This is a genomic window from Schlegelella aquatica (assembly GCF_026013905.1).
GTDB lineage: Bacteria > Pseudomonadota > Gammaproteobacteria > Burkholderiales > Burkholderiaceae_C > Caldimonas > Caldimonas aquatica.
Genome location: NZ_CP110257.1, coordinates 2,730,886 through 2,751,272, shown reverse-complemented (window position 1 = coordinate 2,751,272; position 20,387 = coordinate 2,730,886). Strand labels below are relative to the sequence as shown.

The 20,387-nt window shown below is 70.5% G+C and carries 22 protein-coding genes; 17 read left to right on the top strand and 5 right to left on the bottom strand.

Annotated elements, in window-relative coordinates:
• The first annotated feature begins 54 nt into the window (after positions 1-54).
• The 7 genes from phnF to infA all read left to right on the top strand — a co-directional run bounded on the left by phnF (position 55) and on the right by infA (position 3,505).
• Complete coding sequence (gene phnF / locus OMP39_RS12530) at positions 55-816, top strand: phosphonate metabolism transcriptional regulator PhnF (RefSeq protein ID WP_264892044.1); 762 nt, start codon at positions 55-57, stop codon at positions 814-816.
• A complete protein-coding gene (locus OMP39_RS12525; protein ID WP_264892043.1) occupies positions 806-1,498 on the top strand; it encodes a DUF1045 domain-containing protein in 693 nt (230 codons plus the stop codon). The genes phnF and OMP39_RS12525 overlap by 11 nt, the downstream gene beginning before the upstream one ends.
• Positions 1,495-2,151 (top strand): nucleoside/nucleotide kinase family protein, encoded by a 657-nt coding sequence (locus OMP39_RS12520; RefSeq protein WP_264892042.1) that lies wholly within the window; start codon positions 1,495-1,497, stop codon positions 2,149-2,151. The genes OMP39_RS12525 and OMP39_RS12520 overlap by 4 nt, the downstream gene beginning before the upstream one ends.
• A 9-nt stretch (positions 2,152-2,160) precedes the next feature.
• On the top strand, positions 2,161-2,361 hold the full coding sequence (locus OMP39_RS12515) for a DUF2905 domain-containing protein (protein ID WP_264892041.1): 201 nt from the start codon (positions 2,161-2,163) through the stop codon (positions 2,359-2,361).
• 235 nt (positions 2,362-2,596) lie between these two features.
• Positions 2,597-2,806 carry a cold-shock protein gene (locus OMP39_RS12510; RefSeq protein WP_264892040.1) on the top strand — a complete coding sequence of 70 codons (210 nt, stop codon included), beginning with the start codon at positions 2,597-2,599 and terminating at the stop codon, positions 2,804-2,806.
• Positions 2,807-3,045: 239 nt separating this feature from the next.
• A complete protein-coding gene (locus OMP39_RS12505; RefSeq protein WP_342454860.1) occupies positions 3,046-3,234 on the top strand; it encodes a hypothetical protein in 189 nt (62 codons plus the stop codon).
• 10 nt (positions 3,235-3,244) lie between these two features.
• Complete coding sequence (infA, locus tag OMP39_RS12500; protein WP_264892039.1) at positions 3,245-3,505, top strand: translation initiation factor IF-1; 261 nt, start codon at positions 3,245-3,247, stop codon at positions 3,503-3,505.
• 19 nt (positions 3,506-3,524) lie between these two features.
• Here the strand turns inward: infA and OMP39_RS12495 are convergent, their stop codons facing one another.
• Positions 3,525-4,961 (bottom strand): helicase-related protein, encoded by a 1,437-nt coding sequence (locus OMP39_RS12495; protein WP_425340677.1) that lies wholly within the window; start codon positions 4,959-4,961, stop codon positions 3,525-3,527.
• A 269-nt stretch (positions 4,962-5,230) separates the two neighbouring features.
• Positions 5,231-6,229, bottom strand: a complete 999-nt coding sequence (locus tag OMP39_RS12490) for an AraC family transcriptional regulator (RefSeq protein WP_264892037.1) — start codon at positions 6,227-6,229, stop codon at positions 5,231-5,233.
• A 200-nt stretch (positions 6,230-6,429) separates the two neighbouring features.
• On the opposite strand from OMP39_RS12490, the gene OMP39_RS12485 reads away from it, so the two are divergent.
• The 4 genes from OMP39_RS12485 to OMP39_RS12470 all read left to right on the top strand — a co-directional run bounded on the left by OMP39_RS12485 (position 6,430) and on the right by OMP39_RS12470 (position 11,134).
• Positions 6,430-6,588 (top strand): hypothetical protein, encoded by a 159-nt coding sequence (locus OMP39_RS12485; RefSeq protein WP_264894640.1) that lies wholly within the window; start codon positions 6,430-6,432, stop codon positions 6,586-6,588.
• A gap of 20 nt (positions 6,589-6,608) precedes the next feature.
• Positions 6,609-8,216 carry a carboxyl transferase domain-containing protein gene (locus OMP39_RS12480; RefSeq protein ID WP_264892036.1) on the top strand — a complete coding sequence of 536 codons (1,608 nt, stop codon included), beginning with the start codon at positions 6,609-6,611 and terminating at the stop codon, positions 8,214-8,216.
• A 13-nt stretch (positions 8,217-8,229) separates the two neighbouring features.
• Entirely contained in the window at positions 8,230-9,024 is a 795-nt protein-coding gene (locus OMP39_RS12475; RefSeq protein WP_264892035.1) for an enoyl-CoA hydratase/isomerase family protein, read from the top strand.
• Between the two features lie 124 nt (positions 9,025-9,148).
• Positions 9,149-11,134, top strand: a complete 1,986-nt coding sequence (locus tag OMP39_RS12470) for an acetyl/propionyl/methylcrotonyl-CoA carboxylase subunit alpha (protein ID WP_264892034.1) — start codon at positions 9,149-9,151, stop codon at positions 11,132-11,134.
• Positions 11,135-11,215: 81 nt separating this feature from the next.
• Here OMP39_RS12470 and OMP39_RS12465 read toward each other — a convergent pair whose 3' ends face one another.
• Positions 11,216-11,620: a hypothetical protein gene (locus OMP39_RS12465; RefSeq protein WP_264892033.1), complete on the bottom strand. Its 405-nt coding sequence runs from the start codon at positions 11,618-11,620 to the stop codon at positions 11,216-11,218.
• 120 nt (positions 11,621-11,740) lie between these two features.
• On the opposite strand from OMP39_RS12465, the gene OMP39_RS12460 reads away from it, so the two are divergent.
• The 6 genes from OMP39_RS12460 to OMP39_RS12435 all read left to right on the top strand — a co-directional run bounded on the left by OMP39_RS12460 (position 11,741) and on the right by OMP39_RS12435 (position 17,279).
• Positions 11,741-12,679 (top strand): hydroxymethylglutaryl-CoA lyase, encoded by a 939-nt coding sequence (locus tag OMP39_RS12460; protein WP_280925513.1) that lies wholly within the window; start codon positions 11,741-11,743, stop codon positions 12,677-12,679.
• Positions 12,676-13,170, top strand: coding sequence for a YbaK/EbsC family protein (locus tag OMP39_RS12455; RefSeq protein ID WP_264892031.1), 495 nt, complete (start codon positions 12,676-12,678; stop codon positions 13,168-13,170). The genes OMP39_RS12460 and OMP39_RS12455 overlap by 4 nt, the downstream gene beginning before the upstream one ends.
• 7 nt (positions 13,171-13,177) lie before the next feature.
• Entirely contained in the window at positions 13,178-13,402 is a 225-nt protein-coding gene (locus tag OMP39_RS12450; RefSeq protein WP_264892030.1) for a DUF1289 domain-containing protein, read from the top strand.
• Positions 13,399-14,046, top strand: a complete 648-nt coding sequence (locus tag OMP39_RS12445; RefSeq protein ID WP_264892029.1) for a 2-hydroxychromene-2-carboxylate isomerase — start codon at positions 13,399-13,401, stop codon at positions 14,044-14,046. Before OMP39_RS12450 ends, OMP39_RS12445 begins: the two co-directional genes overlap by 4 nt.
• A gap of 130 nt (positions 14,047-14,176) precedes the next feature.
• Positions 14,177-15,076 (top strand): ketopantoate reductase family protein, encoded by a 900-nt coding sequence (locus OMP39_RS12440; RefSeq protein WP_264894572.1) that lies wholly within the window; start codon positions 14,177-14,179, stop codon positions 15,074-15,076.
• A 103-nt stretch (positions 15,077-15,179) separates the two neighbouring features.
• Entirely contained in the window at positions 15,180-17,279 is a 2,100-nt protein-coding gene (locus OMP39_RS12435; protein WP_264892028.1) for an ATP-dependent helicase, read from the top strand.
• A 193-nt stretch (positions 17,280-17,472) separates the two neighbouring features.
• On the opposite strand, the gene OMP39_RS12430 is transcribed toward OMP39_RS12435, so the two are convergent.
• Positions 17,473-18,717, bottom strand: a complete 1,245-nt coding sequence (locus OMP39_RS12430; RefSeq protein WP_264892027.1) for a branched-chain amino acid ABC transporter substrate-binding protein — start codon at positions 18,715-18,717, stop codon at positions 17,473-17,475.
• Positions 18,718-18,727: 10 nt separating this feature from the next.
• Positions 18,728-20,383 carry a 3-(methylthio)propionyl-CoA ligase gene (locus tag OMP39_RS12425; RefSeq protein ID WP_280925512.1) on the bottom strand — a complete coding sequence of 552 codons (1,656 nt, stop codon included), beginning with the start codon at positions 20,381-20,383 and terminating at the stop codon, positions 18,728-18,730.
• Positions 20,384-20,387: the final 4 nt, after the last annotated feature.

Genomic DNA, 20,387 nt, shown 5'->3' with positions numbered 1-20,387 from the left:
AGTGTGCAAGCCATCGATGACAGTTTGTTGAAGCTCGATCCTCCTGCGACCCGCATGCTCCACGACCCAGCCCTGACCCTTGCGGCCGACACCGAGCCGTCCCTGCCGCGCTGGCAGCAGATCGCCCAGGCCCTGCGCGACGACATCGTGGCGGGCCGTTTCCTGCCCGGCGAGCGCATGCCCAACGAACTCGTCCTGGCCGAGCGCTTCGGCGTCAACCGCCACACCCTGCGCCAGGCGGTCAAGGCCCTGGCCGACAGCGGCTTCGTGCGTGTCCTGCACGGGCGCGGCACCTTCGTGCGCGAACTGGTGCTGGACTACGCCTTGCAGCGGCGCACCCGGCTCACGCAGAACTTGGCCGAGTCCGGCGAGCGCGCGCAGCGCGAGCTGCGCCATGCCGAGGTCGTGGCGGCCGGCACGTGGGCAGCGCCGCTGCGTCTGCAAGCGCGCGAGAAGGTCGAGGTGCTGCACACGCGGGCCATCGTGCGCGGGCGGGTGATTGGCGTCAGCGTCAGTGCCTTCCCGTGGCGCCGCTTCGAAGGCGTCGCCGCCGCCTTCGCGCAGACGGGCTCGGTGACCGCTTCCCTGCGGCGCTATGGCGTGAGCGACTACACCCGGGCGCGCAGCGTCGTCTCGTGCCGCATGCCGACCGCCGACGAGGCCGACGCACTGGCGCGCCCGACCTCGGCCCCTGTGCTGGTCGTGGACTACGTCAACGTCGACGCGCAGGGCGTGCCGGTGGAGGCGGGCACGACGCTGTTCGCCTCGGACGCGGTGCAACTGAGCGTGAGCCCGGAGGACTTCCATGCGGATTGAGTCCGCGCACCGTCTGGCCGTGTACTACGCGCCGCCTGCGGACCATCCCCTGTGGGATGCCGGCTGCACTTGGCTGGGTCGCGATGCGGCGCAGCCGCAGCGGGCCTGGGTGCCGGTGTGCGCGTGGGCCGCGGCGCCCCGGCGCTACGGTTTCCACGCCACGCTCAAGCCCCCGTGCCGGCTGCGGGAGCCGGCGCGGGCCTCCGCCTTCGTGGAGGCCGTCGCGCAGCTGGCGTCCACCGTCCAGCCCTTCGAGATGCCGCCGCTCGATGTGGGCTGGTTGGGCGACTTCATGGCCTTGCGTCCCCGCGAGCCCTTCGACGGCGCGCACCCGATCGTCGCGCTCGCCCGGCGCTGCGTGATCGACCTCGATCCGTGGCGTGCGCCGCCCTCCGAGAGCGAGTTGCGCCGGCGCGAGCGGGGGTTGACGCAGCGGCAACAGACGCTGCTCCAACGCTACGGCTACCCCTACGTGCTGGACGAGTGGCGGTTCCACATGACGCTGACGGACGGCCTCGCTCCTGTGCCTGCCTCGCGTGATGAACTCACCGTCCGCGCACGGCGGCACTTCGCCGCCGCACTGGCTCGACCGCTGCATTGCACGGACCTTGCGATCTTTGCGGAGCCGGCCGCAGGCGAGCCTTTCGTGCTGGTGCAGCGTTGTCCGCTGGGGACGCGATGAGCGAACGCCCGCAGATCACGGCGCGAGGCGCGGGCCGGGACGCCACCCCGATGCCGGCCCTGGGCGACGGCGAACGCCTGCTGTACGTGATGGGGCCTTCGGGGGCCGGCAAGGACAGCGTGCTGGCGGCCGCACTCGCCATCCTGCGGCGCGAAGAGCCGCTGCGGCTGGCGCGGCGCACGGTGGCCCGGCCGCACGGTGGCGCGAGCGCGGCAGACGAGACGGTCAGCCTGCCGCAGATGCGGCGGTGGCTGTCCGAAGGCGAGTTCGCGTTGCACTGGGAAGCCCATGGCTGCCTCTATGGCATCCGCTGGGCGGCGCTCGAGCAGTGGCTCGCAGGGGACTGGGTCCTCATCAACGGCTCGCGGGCGCATTGGCTGCGTTGGAGCCCCCAGGTGCCGGCCGCGCACAGCATCTGCATCACCGCGCCCGAGCACGTGTTGCGCGAGCGGCTGCTGCGCCGGGGCCGGGACAGCGGGTCGCAGGTCGAGGCGCGCATGGCCCGCTATCGCGAGTTCGAGGGGCTGCCCGCGGACCTGGTGCTGCGCAACGAGGGCGACGTGGCCCGCACCGCCCAGGCCTTGGTCGCCTGGTGGCGCGGCCTCCTGGACGGCAAGACCGGGCGGGCAGCGAGGGCTCGCTCGGCTGCGTAAGATGCCCGCATGCAGCGGTTGCTCATCGTCCTCGGCGTGCTTCTCCTGCTGGCCGGGCTGGCGTGGCCGTGGATCTCCCGCCTGCCGTGGGGCCGGCTGCCGGGCGACCTTTCGGTCGAGCGCGAGGGCTTCAGCTTCCACTTCCCGCTGATGACGTCGCTCGTCATCTCGGTGATCCTCAGCCTCATCCTGTGGTGGTGGCGCAAGTAGGCGGGAAGTGCGCAAGACGAGCACCAACGCCGGCTCGCCCTCGACCCCCCTTGCCGACACAGGGAAATGCGAAAGGTGTACTATCCGTCTTGCATCAATGCACAAGACAGTCTCCCGTCGTTCTGTTCTGCTCCCCGCGCCTCGCGCGCTCCGGTTCTGAATCCCCGTCGTTGATCTTCTTGGCGTTGCTGCGCTGCGACGGCATGTGCTGCGCATCACCTCGAAAGGAATCGATATGACGACTCAAACCGGAACCGTGAAGTGGTTCGACGAAGGCAAGGGCTATGGCTTCATCCAGCCGGACGACGGCGGCAAGGATCTGTTCGCGCATTTCCGCGACATCCAGGTCAACGGGTTCAAGACGCTGACCGAAGCACAACGCGTGCAGTTCGACGTCGTGCAGGGCAAGAAGGGCCTGCAGGCGTCCAACATCCGCCTGATCTGAGCGCCGCAAGGCCGGGCGAGCCGCCCGGCCCCACGCCGCTCCAGGTGCATGGCCCCGCGTGCCGCAAGGCGGGCGGGGCCGCTCGAAGCACCTTTCCTTCCTGTGCGCTTGCTTCGCCGTGGCGAAGCAAGCGCGTTCGTCGTGCGGGCGCTCGAACGCCGGCGCGACCCTTCCTAGGAACCCTCATCGATACCCAGTCCGAAATTCTGGAAATCGGCAAGTACCGCGTCTCGCCGCTCGTGAAGCAGCTGCAAGACGGCCAGTACGCTGCTTCAGTCTCCATCCGCTCGGGCACGGGCAGTTCCACGCACGATCGCGTGTGGCGCCTGGTGCCCCGATTCGACAACCGGCAGGCAGCCGTCCGTTATGCCACCGAGCATGCGCTCGCGTGGCTCGATGCCGGCCGCCGCTTGCCCCAACCCTGCTAGGACCCACGACATGGCCAAAGAAGAACTGATCGAGATGCAAGGGGTGGTGGACGAGATGCTGCCGGATTCGCGCTACCGCGTCACGCTCGACAACGGCCACCAGCTGGTGGCGTACACCTCTGGCAAGATGCGCAAGAACCACATCCGCATCCTCGCGGGCGACAAGGTGTCGCTGGAGCTGTCGCCCTACGACCTGAGCAAGGGCCGGATCACCTTCCGTCACCTCGAACGCCGTGGCCCCGCGCCGGCGTCGTCGCGTCGGCCTCGCTGAGAGTCCATGAGGCCGCCGGTCAGCGCCGCCGCCGCGTGGCCCACAGCGGCTTGCGGCTCTTGAGCTGCCGCTCGATGCCGCGGTTCAGCGCGTCGCGCTGCCCCGTCACGGCTTCGAGGTGGCCATACACACCCTCGAAGCGCAGATCCAGCCACAACCACAGCGAGCACAGCCTGAGCGCCTGTTCCATGCGGTCCAGGCGGCTGTGCTCGTCCACCTGGTCCAGGAACCACGGCTCGCCGGCCGAGCCGTTCCTGGCGTGCTGCGCGGCCCACGTGAGAAAGTGCTCGAGCTGTGTGGGCGCGTCCACGTCCACCGGCGCCTGGGCATAGATGAAGCGATCGCGCAGCGGCAGAACGCCCGCCACCCGGTCGATGTGCTCCGCCAGTTCGAGCATCTGTTCCAGCGACGCCACCTCGAAGTGGCTGCTGTCGATCTCCAGCCGCTCCATGAACACGCCGAGCACCTGCCGCAGCCGGTGCAGGCCCAGACGCTCGGCGATCGTCTGCACATGCCACCAGTTGGGGGCCACCCGGGCCTTGAAGCCCGGCGGCGCCTTGGGCTCGCGCGCCAGCAGATGCTTGAGCACCGCCAGGGCGTCGGGCTCGGCCTCGCGGAGCACGCCGGCGTGGCCCTCTTCGTGGATGCCGTAGCGTCCGGCTCGCCCTGCGATCTGGTGCGCTTCCGAGACGCTCAAGTCGCGCTCTTTTTCTCCGTCGAACTTGACCACCGTGCTGAAGAGCACGCGGCGGATCGGCAGGTTCAGCCCCATGCCGATCGCGTCGGTGGCCACGAGCACCGGCGCCTCGCCCTCGGCGAACCGCTCGGCTTCGCGGCGGCGCACCTCCGGCGGCAGGGCGCCGTAGATGACGCTCACCCGCATGCCCTTCTCGGCGATGCGGTCGCGCAGCATCAGGACCTCGCGGCGGCTGAAGGCGACGACCGCGTCGCCCTTCCTCAGCGAGCCGAGCGGCACGGGCGTGCGCAGCAGCTGCACGTGCTGCTTGCGCTCGAACACCTGCACCTCACACGGCTCGTCGCACACTTCCAGCAGGCGGCGGATCGCCTCGACCGCATAGGCCGAGCAGATCACGATCACTTCGTAAGCCGGCACGCCGACGATGGCCTGGGTCCACGCCCAGCCGCGGTCCGCATCGAAGAGCATCTGCGCTTCGTCGATCACTGCCACGTCGACCACATCGCGGGTGTTGAGCATCTCCACCGTGCTGGAGACGGCCCGCGCACCGGGCGCGGGCACGTGTTCCTCGCCGGTGAGCAGCGAGCAGGGCACCCCACGCGCTTCGAGTCGGTCCCGCCCTTCCAAGGCGAGCAGTCGCAGCGGTGCGAGGTACGTGCCCGACTCGGCGCGGGCCAGGCGTTCGAAGGCGGCGTGCGTCTTCCCGCTGTTGGGCGGGCCCACGAAAAGGGTCACTCGCCGGCCGATGCGGCGGGCCAGCGGAAAGCTGTCCGGATAGCCGTGGAAGGCGAGTTCGGCGTTGAGGCTCTCCAGCTCGGCGCCCGCCCCCCCCTCGGCGGGGCCGAAGGAGCAGGGCCAGGGCGCGAAGGGGGGCGTGAGGCGATGGCGGTCTCCGGGGTTCGGGGTGGGTGGCCCATTGTCTCCCGAGGGGCGGCCTCGATGGGGCGATGGTGTCGTCGCGGATGGCCGATCGCGGTCGGGGGCACCCGCGGCGCAGCGGCCGTGGGCAGCTTCGTGCGGGGCCGGCGTCAGTAGCGGTCCGCGGGGGCCGAGGCCTTGTGCCGGAACTCGAGCGGCGAGAGCCCCGTCCAGGCGCGGAAGGCCCGCGAGAAGCTCTTCTCGTTGTCGAAGCCGACCGCCTGGGCGATCTGCTTGATCGGTTTGCGGGTGCGGGTGAGCAAGGCCGTCGCCCGGTTCCGGCGGGCCTCGTCTTTGAGCGCCTGCAGCGACGCGCCCTCCTGCTGGAGCTGCCGGTGCAGGCTGCGCACCGACAGATGCAGCTCGCGCGCGAGCTCCTCGGCCGTGCGCAGTTCGTGGCTGCGGGTGCGCAAGAGCTCCTGCACCCGCTGCACGAGCAGGCGGTCGCGCCGGTAGGGCAGCACGATGAGCCGCACGGCGTGCTGCAGCATCGCCTGCAAGGCCTGCTCGTCCCGCCGGACGGGCAGCCTGAGGTACTGCGCATCGAACGTGAAGCCCGTCTGGGGCGCCTCGAACCGCACCGGCCCCGGAAAGAGGGGCCGGTACACGTCGGCATGCGGCGGCGGCGCGAAGGGAAAGTCCACTGCCACGAGGGGCAGGCGTGAATCGACCACCCAGCTGGCGTAGCCGTGGAGGTTGCGCAGGCTCGTGAGCAGGCAGAACTCGCGCAACTCGCCGAGCGGGCGGTGCTCGGTGATCTCGATGCGGGCGAGGCCCGCCGACTCCTGGAGTGTGAAGACGATGTCGCGCGTGAGCAACCCGTGGTGCCGGCACCAGCGCTTGAGCGCCACCCCGAGGTTCGGTGCCGTCAGCGAGGCGCGGGCGAGCATTCCGTAGCTGCCCCAGGGCAGGGGGCGCGAGAACCACCCCAGCGCCTCGTCGTCGAGCTGCTGCATCGCCAGGCGTGAAAACGTCTCCATCTGCCAGGCGGTGATCCGCCCGCCCGGGTCGGCGAGATGCTCTGGCGTGATTTGTGCCTCCTGGAGAGCCGCCGTCGGGTCTTTGCGGTACCGCCGGTAGGCGACCAGCATGGCGTGAATGAAGGCCATGGGCGTGAGGGCACGGCCGCCGGCGGGGGAGGCGGCCTTGGCACTGCGGGGCGAGGGCGAGGGGCGGCGGCGAGGCATGAGGGGAGTGTCTCGCCAGGTGGCACGATTTGCAACCTTCTTGGCCGCCGAGGTGGGTTTTCACCGCCTAATCTCCGGCGGATTGCCCTGTCCACACCACAAGCACATCCGGGAGACAAGACATGAGCGCATCTGCCTCGAGCCCCGAGCCTGCAGTCGTGCCGCGCTACATCCGCTTCGTCCAGGAGATGCCGATGACGGTGACCGGCAAGGTGCAGAAGTTCATGATGCGCCAGCAGATGATCGACGAACTGCAGTTGCAGGAATCCAAGACCGCTTGAACCCCGACCGGAGACTGTCCATGCCGACGCTCGAATCCCGGCTCAACCCCCGCAGCGAGGAGTTTCGCCACAACGCCCAGGCGATGCGCGCGCTGGTGGACGACCTGCGCCAGCGCCTCGACCAGATCGCCCAGGGCGGCGGCGAGGCCGCACGCGCCAAGCACCTGGCCCGCGGCAAGCTGCTGCCCCGCGAGCGGGTCGAGATGCTGCTCGATGCGGGCACGCCCTTCCTGGAGATCGCGCCGCTGGCGGCCTTCGGGATGTACAACGACGAGGCGCCCTCGGCCGGCATGATCGCGGGCATCGGCCGCGTGTCGGGCGTCGAGTGCGTGATCGTCTGCAACGACGCCACCGTCAAGGGCGGCACCTACTACCCTGTCACCGTCAAGAAGCATCTGCGCGCGCAGGAAATCGCGCAGCAGAACCGGCTGCCGTGCATCTACCTGGTGGACTCGGGCGGCGCCAACCTGCCGAACCAGGACGAGGTCTTCCCCGACCGCGATCACTTCGGCCGCATCTTCTACAACCAGGCCAACATGAGCGCGCAGGGCATCCCGCAGATCGCGGTGGTGATGGGCTCGTGCACGGCCGGCGGGGCCTACGTGCCGGCGATGAGCGACGAGACGATCATCGTCAAGAACCAAGGCACTATCTTCCTGGGCGGCCCGCCGCTCGTGAAGGCTGCCACCGGTGAAGTGGTGAGCGCCGAGGACCTGGGCGGTGGCGACGTGCACACGCGGCTGTCGGGCGTGGCGGACCACCTCGCCGAGAACGACCTGCACGCGCTGGCGCTGGCGCGCGCCTCGGTGGCCAACCTCAACTGGCGCAAGGTTCACACGCTGCAGTGCGTGGCGCCGCGCCCGCCCAAGTACGCCCCCGAGGAGCTGCACGGCGTCATCCCGACCGACACGCGCAAGCCCTTCGACGTGCGCGAGGTCATCGCCCGCATCGTCGACGGCTCGGAGTTCGACGAGTTCAAGGCGCGCTACGGCACGACGCTGGTGACCGGCTTCGCGCACATCGAGGGCATGCCGGTGGGCATCGTCGCCAACAACGGCATCCTGTTCGCCGAGAGCGCCGACAAGGGCGCGCACTTCATCGAGCTGTGCTGCCAGCGCAAGATCCCGCTGGTGTTCTTGCAGAACATCACCGGCTTCATGGTCGGCCGCAAGTACGAGAACGCCGGCATCGCGCGTGCGGGCGCCAAGATGGTGACTGCGGTCGCCTGCGCGCAGGTGCCCAAGTTCACCGTGATCATCGGCGGCTCGTTCGGCGCCGGCAACTACGGCATGTGCGGCCGGGCGTACTCGCCGCGCTTTCTCTGGATGTGGCCCAACGCGCGCATCAGCGTGATGGGCGGCGAGCAGGCGGCCTCGGTGCTCGCCACCGTCAAGCGCGACGGCATCGAGGCCAAGGGCGGCACCTGGAGCGCGGAGGAGGAAGAAGCCTTCAAGGCGCCGATCCGCGCGCAGTACGAGCGCCAGGGGCATCCGTACTACGCCTCGGCGCGCCTGTGGGACGACGGCGTGATCGACCCGGCCGACACGCGCCATGTGCTCGCGCTCGGCCTGAGCGCCGCGCTCAACGCACCGATCCCCGAGACGCGCTTCGGCGTGTTCCGCATGTAAGGAGGTTCCGCCCATGGCTTCGACACTCGACGTGCGCCGCGACGGCCCCGTGGCCCGCGTCTGGCTCAACCGGCCCGACGTGCGCAATGCCTTCAACGACGAGACCATCGCCGAGCTGACCCGCACCTTCGCCGCGCTCGGCGAGGACGAGGGCGTGCGCGCCATCGTGCTGGGCGCCCACGGCAAGGCCTTCAGCGCCGGGGCCGACCTGAACTGGATGCGGGCGATGGCCGACTACACCTGGGAGCAGAACCGGGACGACGCGGCGCGGCTGGCGCAGATGCTGTGGACCCTCTACAGCTGCCCGGTGCCGGTGATCGGCCGCATCCAGGGCGATTGCTACGCCGGCGGGGTGGGCCTTGCGGCGGTGTGCGACGTGCTGGTCGCCGCCGAGGGCGTGCACTTCTGTCTGTCGGAGGCCAAGCTGGGTCTCTTGCCTGCGACGATCAGCCCGTACGTCATCCGCGCGATGGGCGAGCAGGCCGCTCGGCGCTACTTCGTCACCGCCGAGCGCTTCAGCGCAACCGAGGCGCACCGCCTGGGCTTCGTGCACGAGCTGTGCGCCCCGGAGGCGCTGGATGCCAAGGTGGAGGCCATTGTGCAGGCCATCGTCGCCAACGGCCCGCAGGCGGTCAAGGCCTGCAAACGGCTGGTGCAGGAGGTGGCGGGCCAGCCCCTCTCCGCCGAGCTGCGCGACGACACGGCCCGCCGCATCGCCGACATCCGGGCCAGCGACGAGGGCCGCGAGGGCGTGCGCTCCTTCCTCGACAAGCGGCCTGCCGCGTGGACCCAGCGGCAAGGGGTGTGAGAATGTTCGACAAGATCCTGATTGCCAACCGCGGCGACCAGCCGGCCCCGGCCGGCGCAGCGGCGAAGCCACAGCGCCTGGCACGCGCAGCGTGCGCAGGCGATCTCGCCGCGGGAGTCTGAAAATGTTCGACAAGATCCTGATTGCCAACCGCGGCGAGATCGCTTGCCGGGTGGCCGCCACCGCGCGGCGCCTGGGCGTCAAGACGGTCGCCGTCTACTCCGACGCCGATGCGCAGGCCAAGCACGTGCGCGCCTGCGACGAGGCGGTGCACATCGGCGGCTCCGCGCCGCGCGACAGCTACCTGCGATGGGAGCGCATCATCGAGGCGGCCCGTGCCACGGGCGCCCAGGCCATCCACCCCGGCTATGGGTTCCTCAGCGAGAACGAGGACTTCGCCGCGGCCTGTGCCGAAGCGGGGCTGGTGTTCATCGGCCCGCCCGCCTCGGCGATCGCGGCCATGGGCAGCAAGGCCGCGGCCAAGGCGCTGATGGAGCAGGCCGGCGTGCCGCTCGTGCCCGGCTATCACGGCGACCAGCAGGACGCCGACTTCCTGATGGGCGAGGCCGACCGCATCGGCTACCCGGTGCTCATCAAGGCGAGCGCCGGCGGCGGCGGCAAGGGCATGCGGCGAGTCGATCGCCCCGAGGACTTCATCGAGGCGCTGGCCTCGTGCAAGCGCGAGGCGCAGGCCAGCTTCGGCGACGACCACGTGCTCGTCGAGCGCTACGTCACCCGCCCGCGCCACATCGAGATCCAGGTCTTCGGCGACACGCAAGGCAACTATGTCTACCTCTTCGAGCGCGACTGCTCGGTGCAGCGCCGCCACCAGAAGGTGCTGGAGGAGGCGCCTGCCCCGGGCATGACCGAGGCGCGCCGGCGCGAGATGGGCGAGGCCGCGGTCGCCGCCGCGCGCGCGGTGGGCTATGTCGGGGCGGGCACGGTCGAGTTCATCGCCGAGCAGGATGGCCGGTTCTACTTCATGGAGATGAACACCCGCCTGCAGGTCGAGCACCCGGTGACCGAGGCCATCGTCGGCCACGATCTGGTCGAGTGGCAGCTGCGCGTGGCGGCCGGCGAACCGCTGCCGGCCCGGCAGGAGGACCTGCGCATCCGCGGCCACGCCATCGAGGCGCGGCTGTGCGCCGAGAACCCCGAGGCGCAGTTCCTGCCCGCCACCGGCCGGCTGGAGGTGTTCCGCACGCCGCCGGCCAGCGAGTTCAGCGTCGCCCCCGTGCGGCTGGACGCCGGCGTGCGCGAGGGCGACGAGATCTCGCCGTACTACGACTCGATGATCGCCAAGCTCATCGTGTGGGGCGACACGCGCGAGCAGGCGCTGGCCCGGCTCGATGCGGCGCTGGCGCACACGCACATCGTCGGGCTGCACACCAACGTGGCGTTCCTGCGGCGGGTGGTGGGCAGCCGCTCGTTCCGCGAGGCCGACCTCGACACCGCCCTCATCGAGCGCGAGCGCGAGGCGCTGTTCGGCGTCGAGGGCGTGCCGCTCGCCTGCGCCGTGGCGGGCGTGGCCGCCTGCGTGCTCGGCGAGGAGCGCCGGCTCGAGACGCCCGACCCCTGGTCGCGCCGCGACGGCTGGCGCTTGCACGGCATGGCGCGCCGCCGCATGGAGCTGGACGTGGCCGGGCAGCGGCATGTCGCCTTCCTCGACTACCTGCACGACGGCAGTCATGCGCTGGAACTGGGGGGCGAGCGCCTCGCACTGCGCAGCCGCGAGCTCGGCCAGGACCGCTACGACGTGCAGCTCGGCCAGGCGCGCTGGACGCTCGCGGTCTACCGGCGCGGCGAATCCTTCGCCGTGTTCGCGCCGCAGGGTGCGACGGCGGTGCAGTGGGTCGACGCCATCGCGCACGCCGGCGAAGGTGCTGGCGAGGGCGGCCGGCTCACGGCCCCGATGCCCGGCAAGCTCATCGCCTTGCACGTGCAGGCCGGGCAGGCCGTGAAGAAGGGCCAGGCGCTCGCGGTGATGGAGGCCATGAAGATGGAGCACAGCATCGCCGCGCCGATGGACGGCGTGGTCGAGGAGGTGCTGTACGCGGTGGGCGACCAGGTGGCCGAAGGGGCCGAGCTGCTGCGGCTCAAGACTGCTTGAGGCGCGGCGTCCGGCCGCCCGAAGCCGGGCCGCCACCCGCGCGGTCTGCCCCAAGGCGAAGATCCGAGGCGAGGCGGGGCGTCAGCGGGCGTCCTCGTCGCCTGGGGCTGCGGCTCGCGCCGCGCGGGGAGCCAGGTAGCGCAGCCAACGCTCCCACCAGCGCGCCCCGGGGGCCACGCCCGGCGTGCCCTGCAATGGGCCCGGCGGTGGCTCGGAGAGCCCGAAGCCCGACGTCTGGGCGGCCCAGGGGCTCGCATGGGGCGCGCGGAGTGCGGGGCCGGGGTCGGGCGTGGGCGTACTCGCGCCTCTGAAGGATTCGGCCAGCCCGCGCAGTTCGGCGTCGTCGCAGGCCAGACAGACGTTGATCACGTCGAGTGCGTAGTCTTCGCGTTTGAGCATGGCGCCGATGTCGATCCCTTCGCCCAGATGCCGCAGCAGCCCGAAGTGGATCTTCGTGGCCAGATGCAGGCGATGGTTGGCGTCCATGAAGCAAGTCCTTGTGGGAGATTGTCCCTTTGGCCCGCCGGGAGGCCCATCCCTCAAACAGGTGAAAGGCCGCGCCGGCGTGCAGAATCCGAAGTGGCCCACGCCACTGCGCATGGAGTAATGATGGTGTTGCCTACCCGTGTCACCCTGGTCGACGTCGGCCCCCGCGACGGGCTGCAAAACGAGAAGCAGCCGGTAGAGGCCGAGCACAAGATCGAGCTGGTCCACCGTCTGCAGGCCGCGGGCCTGCGCGAGATCGAGGTCACCAGCTTCGTGAGCCCCAAGTGGGTGCCCCAGATGGCCGACAACGCCGAGGTCATGGCGGGCCTGGCGCGCCGCCAGGGCGTGCGTTATTCGGTGCTCGTGCCCAACATGAAGGGGCTGGAGGCGGCGCTGCCCACCCGGCCCGACGAGGTCGTCGTGTTCGGGGCGGCCAGCGAGGCGTTCAGCCAGCGCAACATCAACTGCTCTATCGAGGAATCGATCGAGCGCTTCCGCCCGGTGGTCGCGCAGGCCCATGCCCACGGGCTCAAGGTGCGCGGGGCGATCTCCTGTGCGCTGGGCTGCCCCTACCAGGGGGAGGTGCCGCTGGACGAGGTCGAGCGCGTGGTGCGCCTCATGAAAGACATCGGCGTCGATCATGTGGGCGTGGCCGACACGATCGGCGTGGGCACGCCGCACAAGGTCCAGGCGGCGATGGAGCGGGCGCTCAAGCACTATCCGCTGCACGAGGTGAGCGGCCATTTCCACGACACCTACGGGCAGGCGCTCGCCAACATCTACGCCTGTCTGGAGATGGGCATCCACACCTTCGATGCGAGCGTCGCGGGCCTGGGCGGCTGCCCCTACGCGAAGGGGGCCACCGGCAACGTCGCGACGGAGGACGTCGTCTTCATGCTGCACGGCCTCGGCATCGAGACCGGCATCGACCTGGACGCGCTGGTCGACGCGGCCCGCTTTATCTCCGACGTGCTCGGACGCAAGCCGGTCTCGCGTGTGGCCAACGCCCTGCTGGCCAAGCGCACCCCGGCTGCGGCCGCAGGGAGGGCGGGCGAATGACGACCGTGCTCGACGAGCGTCCCGAGGGCTTTCGCCGGGTGGCGCACTTGCTGGCCTCGCTCGGCCACCCCCACGCGCCCGTGTACCTCGAGGTCGCGGCGCGCACCGCGCAGGAGGCCGCCGACGCCTTGCGCGTCACCGTCGGTCAAATCGCCAAGAGCGTGATCTTCCGCCGCAAGGAAGACGATCGCGCCGTGCTTGTGGTCACCTCCGGCGACAAGCGGGTCGACGAGAAGAAGGTGGCCGCCCTGGTGGGCCCCATCGGCCGGGCCGATGCCGAGTTCGTCAAGGAGCGCACGGGCTACAGCATCGGGGGCGTCTCGCCGGTGGGCCACGCGAGCCCGCCGGTCACGCTGATCGACCGTGAGCTGTTCCGCTTCGACGAGATCTGGGCCGCCGCTGGCCACCCGAACGGCGTATTCCGGCTTTCGCCGAAGGAACTGGTCGCGCTCACCGGCGGCGCCCCGGTGGCGGACGTCGTGCAGGGCTGAGATCGAGATGACCCGCCCACCCGCTGTCGCCGTCCGCAGCCCGTGCGTTGGCGTGTGCCGCATGGATCCCGCCACAGGGTGGTGCGAGGGGTGCCTGCGCACCATCGACGAGATCGCGTCGTGGTCCAGCCTGAGCGACGAGGACAAGCGCGCCGTGTGGATGCGGCTGCGTGAGCGGCGCCACGACCGAAGGGCGCAGGCCCGCAATCCTGCCAGCGGGAGCACGCGATGAAGCGCATCACCTTCTACTTCGACGTCGTCTCGCCCTACTGCTGGCTGGCGTTCGAACGTCTGCCGGTCGCACTCCAAGGGATCAGCCACGAAGTGGAGTACCAGCCGGTGCTGTTCGGCGCCATGCTCAAGCACCACGGCCAGCTCGGGCCTGCCGAGATCGCCCCGAAGCGCGCCTGGACGTACCGCCACGTCCTGTGGCTCGCCCGGCGCCACGGCCTCACGTTGCGGCTGCCCGCCGCCCATCCGTTCAATCCCTTGCCCTTGCTCAGGCTCGCACTCGCCTGCGGCGAGCCCGGCACGCTGCCCAATCGCCATGTGTGCGAAACGCTGTTCCGCCACGTCTGGACGACGGGAGACAACGCCGACGACCCGCAGCGCCTGGAAGCCCTCGCCCAGGCGCTCGCGCCGCGCCGCGCCCCGCAGGGCGAGGACGTGAAGACCGAGCTGCGCGCCGCGACGGAGGACGCCGTGCGGCGCGGCGTGTTCGGCGTTCCCACCTTTGCAGTGGACGACCGGCTCTTCTGGGGCTTCGACGCTCTCGACATGCTGCGCGCCTGCTTGCAGGGAGATCCCTGGTTCGACAGCGAGGACTGGCACGCCGCCGCACGCTGGCCTCGCGGCGCCTCGCGCCGCGAGGGCTGAGCTCCCCGACGTCCCCCGCCACGGCGGGGCACCCGGCAGCAGCTGCGTGCCGGGGGCCACCGATCGGCGCACAATGCTTTCCTTCAGCGCAGGCGCCGCCGGGGTGGCCTCGCTGCGCAAGGAGCAGATCATGAAGATCGCGGTGATGGGCGCGGGGGCCGTCGGCAGCTACTACGGGGCGATGCTCGCGCGTGGCGGGCAGGAGGTCGCCCTCATCGGGCGCCCCTCCCACGTCGAGGCGGTGCAGGCGGGGGGGCTCGTGCTGGAGGCGACGTTCGGGCGCTTTCGTGTGCCGATGCGCGCGAGCACGGACGCTTCGGCCGTGCGCGATGCGGACCTCGTGCTGTTCTGCGTGAAGTCCACCGACACCGAGGCGGCCGGGCGCGAGATGGCCCCTCACCTCGCCCCGCACACGCAGGTCTGGAGCCTGCAGAACGGTGTGGACAACGCCGAGCGGCTGGCCGCGGTGCTCGGCCGGCCGGTCAGTCCGGCGGTGGTGTATGTGGCCGTCGAGCTGGCCGGGCCGGGCCATGTGCGCCACCACGGCCGCGGCGAACTGGTCGTGCCCCCCGGGCCGCACAGCGAGCGTCTGGCGCCCGCCTTCACCGAGGCGGGTGTGCCTATCGCGTTCAGCGAGCACGTGCGCGGTGCGCTGTGGGCCAAGCTCATCCTCAACTGCGCCTACAACGCCCTGTCGGCGATCACGCGTCTGCCGTACGGCGTGCTGGTGCAAGGGCAGGGCGTCGAAGCGGTGATGCGCGACGTCGTGCGCGAGTGCCTCGAGGTGGCCCGGGCCGAAGGCGTCGAGGTGCCGGGCGACGTGTGGGAGGCCGTGCGTCGCATCGCCCAGACCATGCCGTCTCAGTACTCCTCCACCGCGCAGGACCTGATGCGCGGCAAACCCACCGAGATCGACCATCTCAACGGACACGTCGTGGCCCGCGGCGAGGCACTCGGCGTGCCGACGCCCGTGAACCGCGCGCTGTGGGCCTTGGTGCGGTTGATCGAGCGGCAGGTGCCGGCGCGCTGAACCCTGCGCGGGAGGTCGCCCGCGCACCGAAAAAGTCACGGCTTCGGCCCTCTGGACGGATATACAGTTGGCATCCGTTCCGCCCCGCCGACGCCGTTTGCCCGTGCCCTCTGTCCTCGCCCCGGATCTGGATCTCGCCGCGCCCGCGCAGGGGCCGTGGTCGAAGCTGAACGAGCAGCAGCTCGAGGCGGTGCAGCACGGCGTGGGCCAACCCTCGGCGCCGGCGCTGCTGGTGGTCGCCGGCGCCGGCAGCGGCAAGACCATGACCCTGGCCGCGCGCGTCGCGCGGCTGGTGCTCGCCGGGGCCGATCCCCAGCGCCTGCTGCTGCTCACATTCTCGCGCCGCGCCGCGCAGGAGATGGAGCGCCGCGCCGGGCAGCTGCTGCAACAGGCCCTGGGGCAGACGAGCACGCGACGCCCGCCGGAGTTGCCGTGGGCCGGCACCTTCCACGCGATCGGCGCGCGGCTGCTGCGTGAGTACGCCGCCCGCGTCGGGTTGTCCGAGCAGTTCACCGTGCTCGACCGGGGGGACGCCGAGGACCTGATGGGCTGGTTGCGGGAAGAACAAGGCCTGGGCCGGACCCACAAGCGCTTCCCGCTCAAAGGCACTTGCCTGGCCATCTACTCGCGTGCCGTCAACAGCGAGGAACGCCTGGTGGATGTGCTGCAGCTGCACTACCCCTGGTGCGCGGAGTGGGCGGCGGAACTGAAGGGGCTGTTCCGGGCGTACGTGAGCGCCAAGCAAGCCCAGCGGGTGCTGGACTACGACGACCTGCTGCTGTACTGGGCCCAGATGATGGAAGACGGCCGCCTTGCCCGGGAGTTGGGCGAGCGCTTCCAGCACGTGCTGGTGGATGAGTACCAGGACACGAACCGGCTCCAGGCTCGCATCCTGCGCGCGCTCAAGCCCGACGGCCGCGGCCTCACGGTGGTGGGCGACGACGCGCAGGCGATCTACGGCTTTCGCGCGGCCGAGGTGCGCAACATCCTCGACTTTCCTTCTCAGTTCGAGCCGCCGGCGCGCGTCGTGACGCTGGAGCGCAACTACCGCTCGACCCAGCCGATCCTCGATGCCTCGAACGCGGTGATCGAGCGGGCCGCCGAGCGCCACGCCAAGCGGCTGTGGACGGATCGGCGCGACGGCCCCCGACCGCAGCTCGTCACGGTCGAAGACGACATGGCGCAGGCGCGCTGGGTGGCCGACCAGGTGCTGGCGCACCGCGAAGGCGGGCTCGCCCTGCGTCGCCAGGCGGTGCTGTTCCGCTCCAGCCTGCACAGCGCGGCGCTCGAACTCGAGCTGATGCGGCGCAACATCCCATTCGTGAAGTACGGCGGCCTCAAGTTCCTCGAGGCCGCGCACGTCAAGGACGTGCTCTCGTTGCTGCGCTGGGTGGAGAACCCGCGCAGCCGGCTGGCCGGCTTTCGCGTCGCACAGCTCGTCCCGGGCATCGGCCCGGCGGCAGCGCGCCGGCTGCTGGATGCGATCCACGAGCAGGCCGATCCGCTTGCTGCGCTGGCCGCGTTCAAGCCGCCTTCGGCGGCGGCCGGCCAATGGCCCGAGCTGGTGCGCGCATTCACGCGCCTGCGTCGCGGCGAGGTCGCGTGGCCCGACGAGGTGGCGTATGCCGTGCAGTGGTACCGCCCGATGCTCGAGCGGCTGTACGAGGACGTCGCCGTGCGTCTGGCAGACCTCGACCAGCTGGCCCGCATCGCAGCGGGCTATTCCAGCCGCGAGCGGTTCCTCACCGAGTTGACGCTCGACCCGCCGGAAGCCACCAGCGACGAAGCCGGTGCCCCCGGCCGCGACGAGGACTACCTGATCCTGTCGACCATCCATTCCGCCAAGGGCCAGGAATGGCAGGCTGTCTACCTCCTCAACGCGGTGGACGGATGCATCCCCTCCGATCTGAGCACCGGCGAGATCGCGCAGATCGAGGAAGAGCGGCGCCTGCTGTACGTGGCGCTCACACGCGCGCAGCGCCACCTGCATGTGATGGTGCCGCAGCGCTTCTACGTGCATCAGCAGTCCCGGCTCGGCGGGCGCCACGTCTACGCCTCGCTCACCCGCTTCATCCCCGAGCCGGTCTCGCGCCTGTTCGAAGCCGTCGGGCCGCTTACGCCGGACGGCCAAGCGCGCCCGCAACCGACCGGGGGCGACGCGACACTCGACGTGCTCGCGCGGGTGAGGGCGCAGTGGGACTGAGGCGCGGGGGCCCAGTCGTGCCGCAAGCACGGCACCCGTTCGGCCACGCACCGCGCCTGGACGAGCAAGTACGCCGGCGCCACGGTCGCCGCCACGGTCGCCGACCTGGCCCGCGAGCGCGGAGCTGAGCACGAACGGCAGCAGCCCCGAGCTCAGGCCGTCGAGGCTGCCGATCGCGAGGGGTCCACGCGGTTCAGCCCGGCCGCTTCATCTGACAGGAGGTGGGCGTGCTGGACACGTAGGCGTCGTAGACCTTGACCGGCTGGAAGTTCAGGCCCGTGTTCTCGACGCTGTAGTTGAGCTTCGCGTCGGCCTTCTGCCACACGGAGATCCACAGCGGCTGCTGCAGCTGGTGGTCGGCACGTCGCATCTCCACCTCGCCGCTGTAGCTCTTGAACTTCAGCCCCTCCATCGCCGCGGCCACCTTGCCGGGGTCGACGGACTTGGCCTTGGCGATCGCCTGCGCCAGCAGCGCGTAGGCATGGAACACCGGGCCGTGGCTCCAGTCGTCGTTGAAGCGGGACTTGAACTCGTCGCCGTACTTGCGCACGTCGCCGCCCATCGCGGAATGCCGCGTGGACACCTCGAACACCTTGCCCGCGCCGGCGGCGCCGATCGCGGTGGGGCCGCCGGTGAGGCTGGCGTAGTAGGTGTAGAAGTTGACGTTCAGCCCCGTCTCGTTGGCCGATTTCACCAGCAGCGCAAGGTCCGAGCCCCAGTTGCCGGTGATCACCGTGTCGGCGCCGGAGGCCTTGATCTTGGCCACGTAGGGCGCGAAGTCGCGCACCTGCGCCAGCGGGTGCACGTCGTCGCCGACGATCTGCACGTCCGGGCGCTTACGCGCCAGCGTGTCCTTGGCGTAGCGCGAGACTTGGTGGCCGTGGGTGTAGTTCTGGTTGATCAGGTAGACCTTGGAGACGGCCTTCTGCTCCTTCAGGAAGGTGGAGAGCGCCTCCATCTTCATCGACGTGTCGGCATCCACCCGGAAGTGCCAGTAGTTGCACTTGCTGTTGGTCAGGTCCGGGTCCACGGCCGCGTAGTTGATGTACAGCACCTCCTTGCCCGGGTTGCGCTCGTTGAACTTGGCCACCGCGTCCGACAGCGCCAGCGCCGCGCTCGAGCCGGCACCCTGCACCACGTAGCGGATGCCCTGATCGGTGGCCGACTTCAGCGCGTTCAGGGTTTCCGACGGGCTGAGCTTGTTGTCGAAGGTGACCAGCTCGAACTTCACGCCCGACGGGTTGAGCTTGGGGTCGTTGTTGAACTTCTCGGCGAAGAACTGGAACGTCTTCAGCATGTTCTGGCCCACCGGGGCCATCAGGCCGGACAGCGGGTCGATCCAGGCGATCTTCACCGTCTCCCCCTTGGCCTGGGCGAAGGCCGCGCCGCTGAAGGCGAGCAGCACGGCGAGCGGGACGGCGTGGCGGTCGAACGTCATGGGGGATCCTTCAGTGAGCGGGGTGGGAATGGAGAAGGTGGTCTTTGAACTGCTCGCGCAGCTTCAGCTTCTGGACCTTTCCGGTGGCCGCGTGCGGCAGCGCCTCGACGAACACCACATCGTCGGGGACCTGCCACTTCGCGACGCGCCCTTCGAAGAACGCGAGCAGCTCCTCGCGCGTGAGGGCCGCGTCGGGCTTGCGCACCGCGATCAGCAGCGGGCGCTCGCCCCATTTCTCGTGACGCGCGGCGATCACGGCGGCCTCCTGCACCGCGGGGTGCGCCATCGCCACGTTCTCCAGGTCGATGGAGCCGATCCACTCGCCGCCGGACTTGATGAGGTCCTTGATGCGGTCGGTGATCTGCATGAACCCGTCGGCGTCGATGGTGGCGATGTCGCCGGTGGGGAACCAGGCGCCGCGGCCGGGCAGCTCCATCAGCGCGCTGCGCTCGTGCCGGTAGTAGCGCTCGATGATCCAGGGCCCGCGCACCACCAGGGCGCCGGCGCTGGCGCCGTCCCAGGGCAGCGGGCGGCCGTCGTCGTCCACCACTTCCATCTCCACGCCGAACAGCGCCCTGCCCTGCTTGTGCAGCAGGCGGTGGCGCTCGGCGGCCGGCAGGTGAAGATGCTTGGCCTTCAGCCGCGAGACGGTGCCGATCGGCGACATCTCGGTCATGCCCCAGCCGTGCAGCACCTCGACGCCGTACGACTCGAACGCCTCCATCATCGACGGCGGGCAGGCGGAGCCCCCGATCATCGCGCGCTGCAGGCTGGAGAACCGCAGCCCGTGGCGCCGCACATGCTCCAGCACCCCCAGCCACACCGTGGGCACGCCGGCGGTGAACGTGACCTGCTCGCGCTCGAACAGCTCGTACAGCGAGGCGCCGTCCAGCTGCCCGCCGGGCAGGACCAGCTTGGCGCCCACCATCGCGGCCGAGTACGGCAGGCCCCAGGCGTTGACGTGGAACATCGGCACGACCGGCAGCACCGAATCGCGCGACGACAGGCCCAGCGCGTCGGGGCAGGCCGAGGCCATCGCGTGCAGCACCGTGGCACGGTGGCTGTAGGCCACGCCCTTGGGGTCGCCGGTGGTGCCCGAGGTGTAGCAGATCCCGCAGGCAGCGTCCTCGTCGAGCTCGGGCCATTCGTACCCGCCGTCTTCGGCCTGCACCAGCGTCTCGTAGCACAGCAGCCCCGGCACGGTGGACGCCTCGGGCATGTCGGCCGCATCGGCCAGCAGCACGAAATGGCGCACGCAGCCCAGTTGCGGCCACAGCGATTCCACCAGCGGCAGAAAGCTGCGGTCGAAGCACAGCACCGCGTCCTGCGCATGGTGGACGATCCAGGCGATCTGCTCCGGATGCAGCCGCGGGTTGATCGTGTGGCACACGCGGCCCGAGCCGGCGCTGCCGTAGTAGATCTCCACGTGCCGGTAGCCGTTCCAGGCCAGCGTGCCCACGCGCTCGCCCGCGGCCACGCCCAGCCGCTCCAGCGCCTGCGCGAGGCGGCGCGCGCGCAGCTCCAGCGCGGCCCAGGTGGTGCGGTGCAGGTCGCCCTCGGCGCGGCGCGACACGATCTCGGTGTCGGCCGCGTGGCGCGCGGCGTGGCGGATCAGCGAGGACACCAGCAGCGGTGTCCCCATCATGCTGCCCATCAGCGTGTTCATCCCG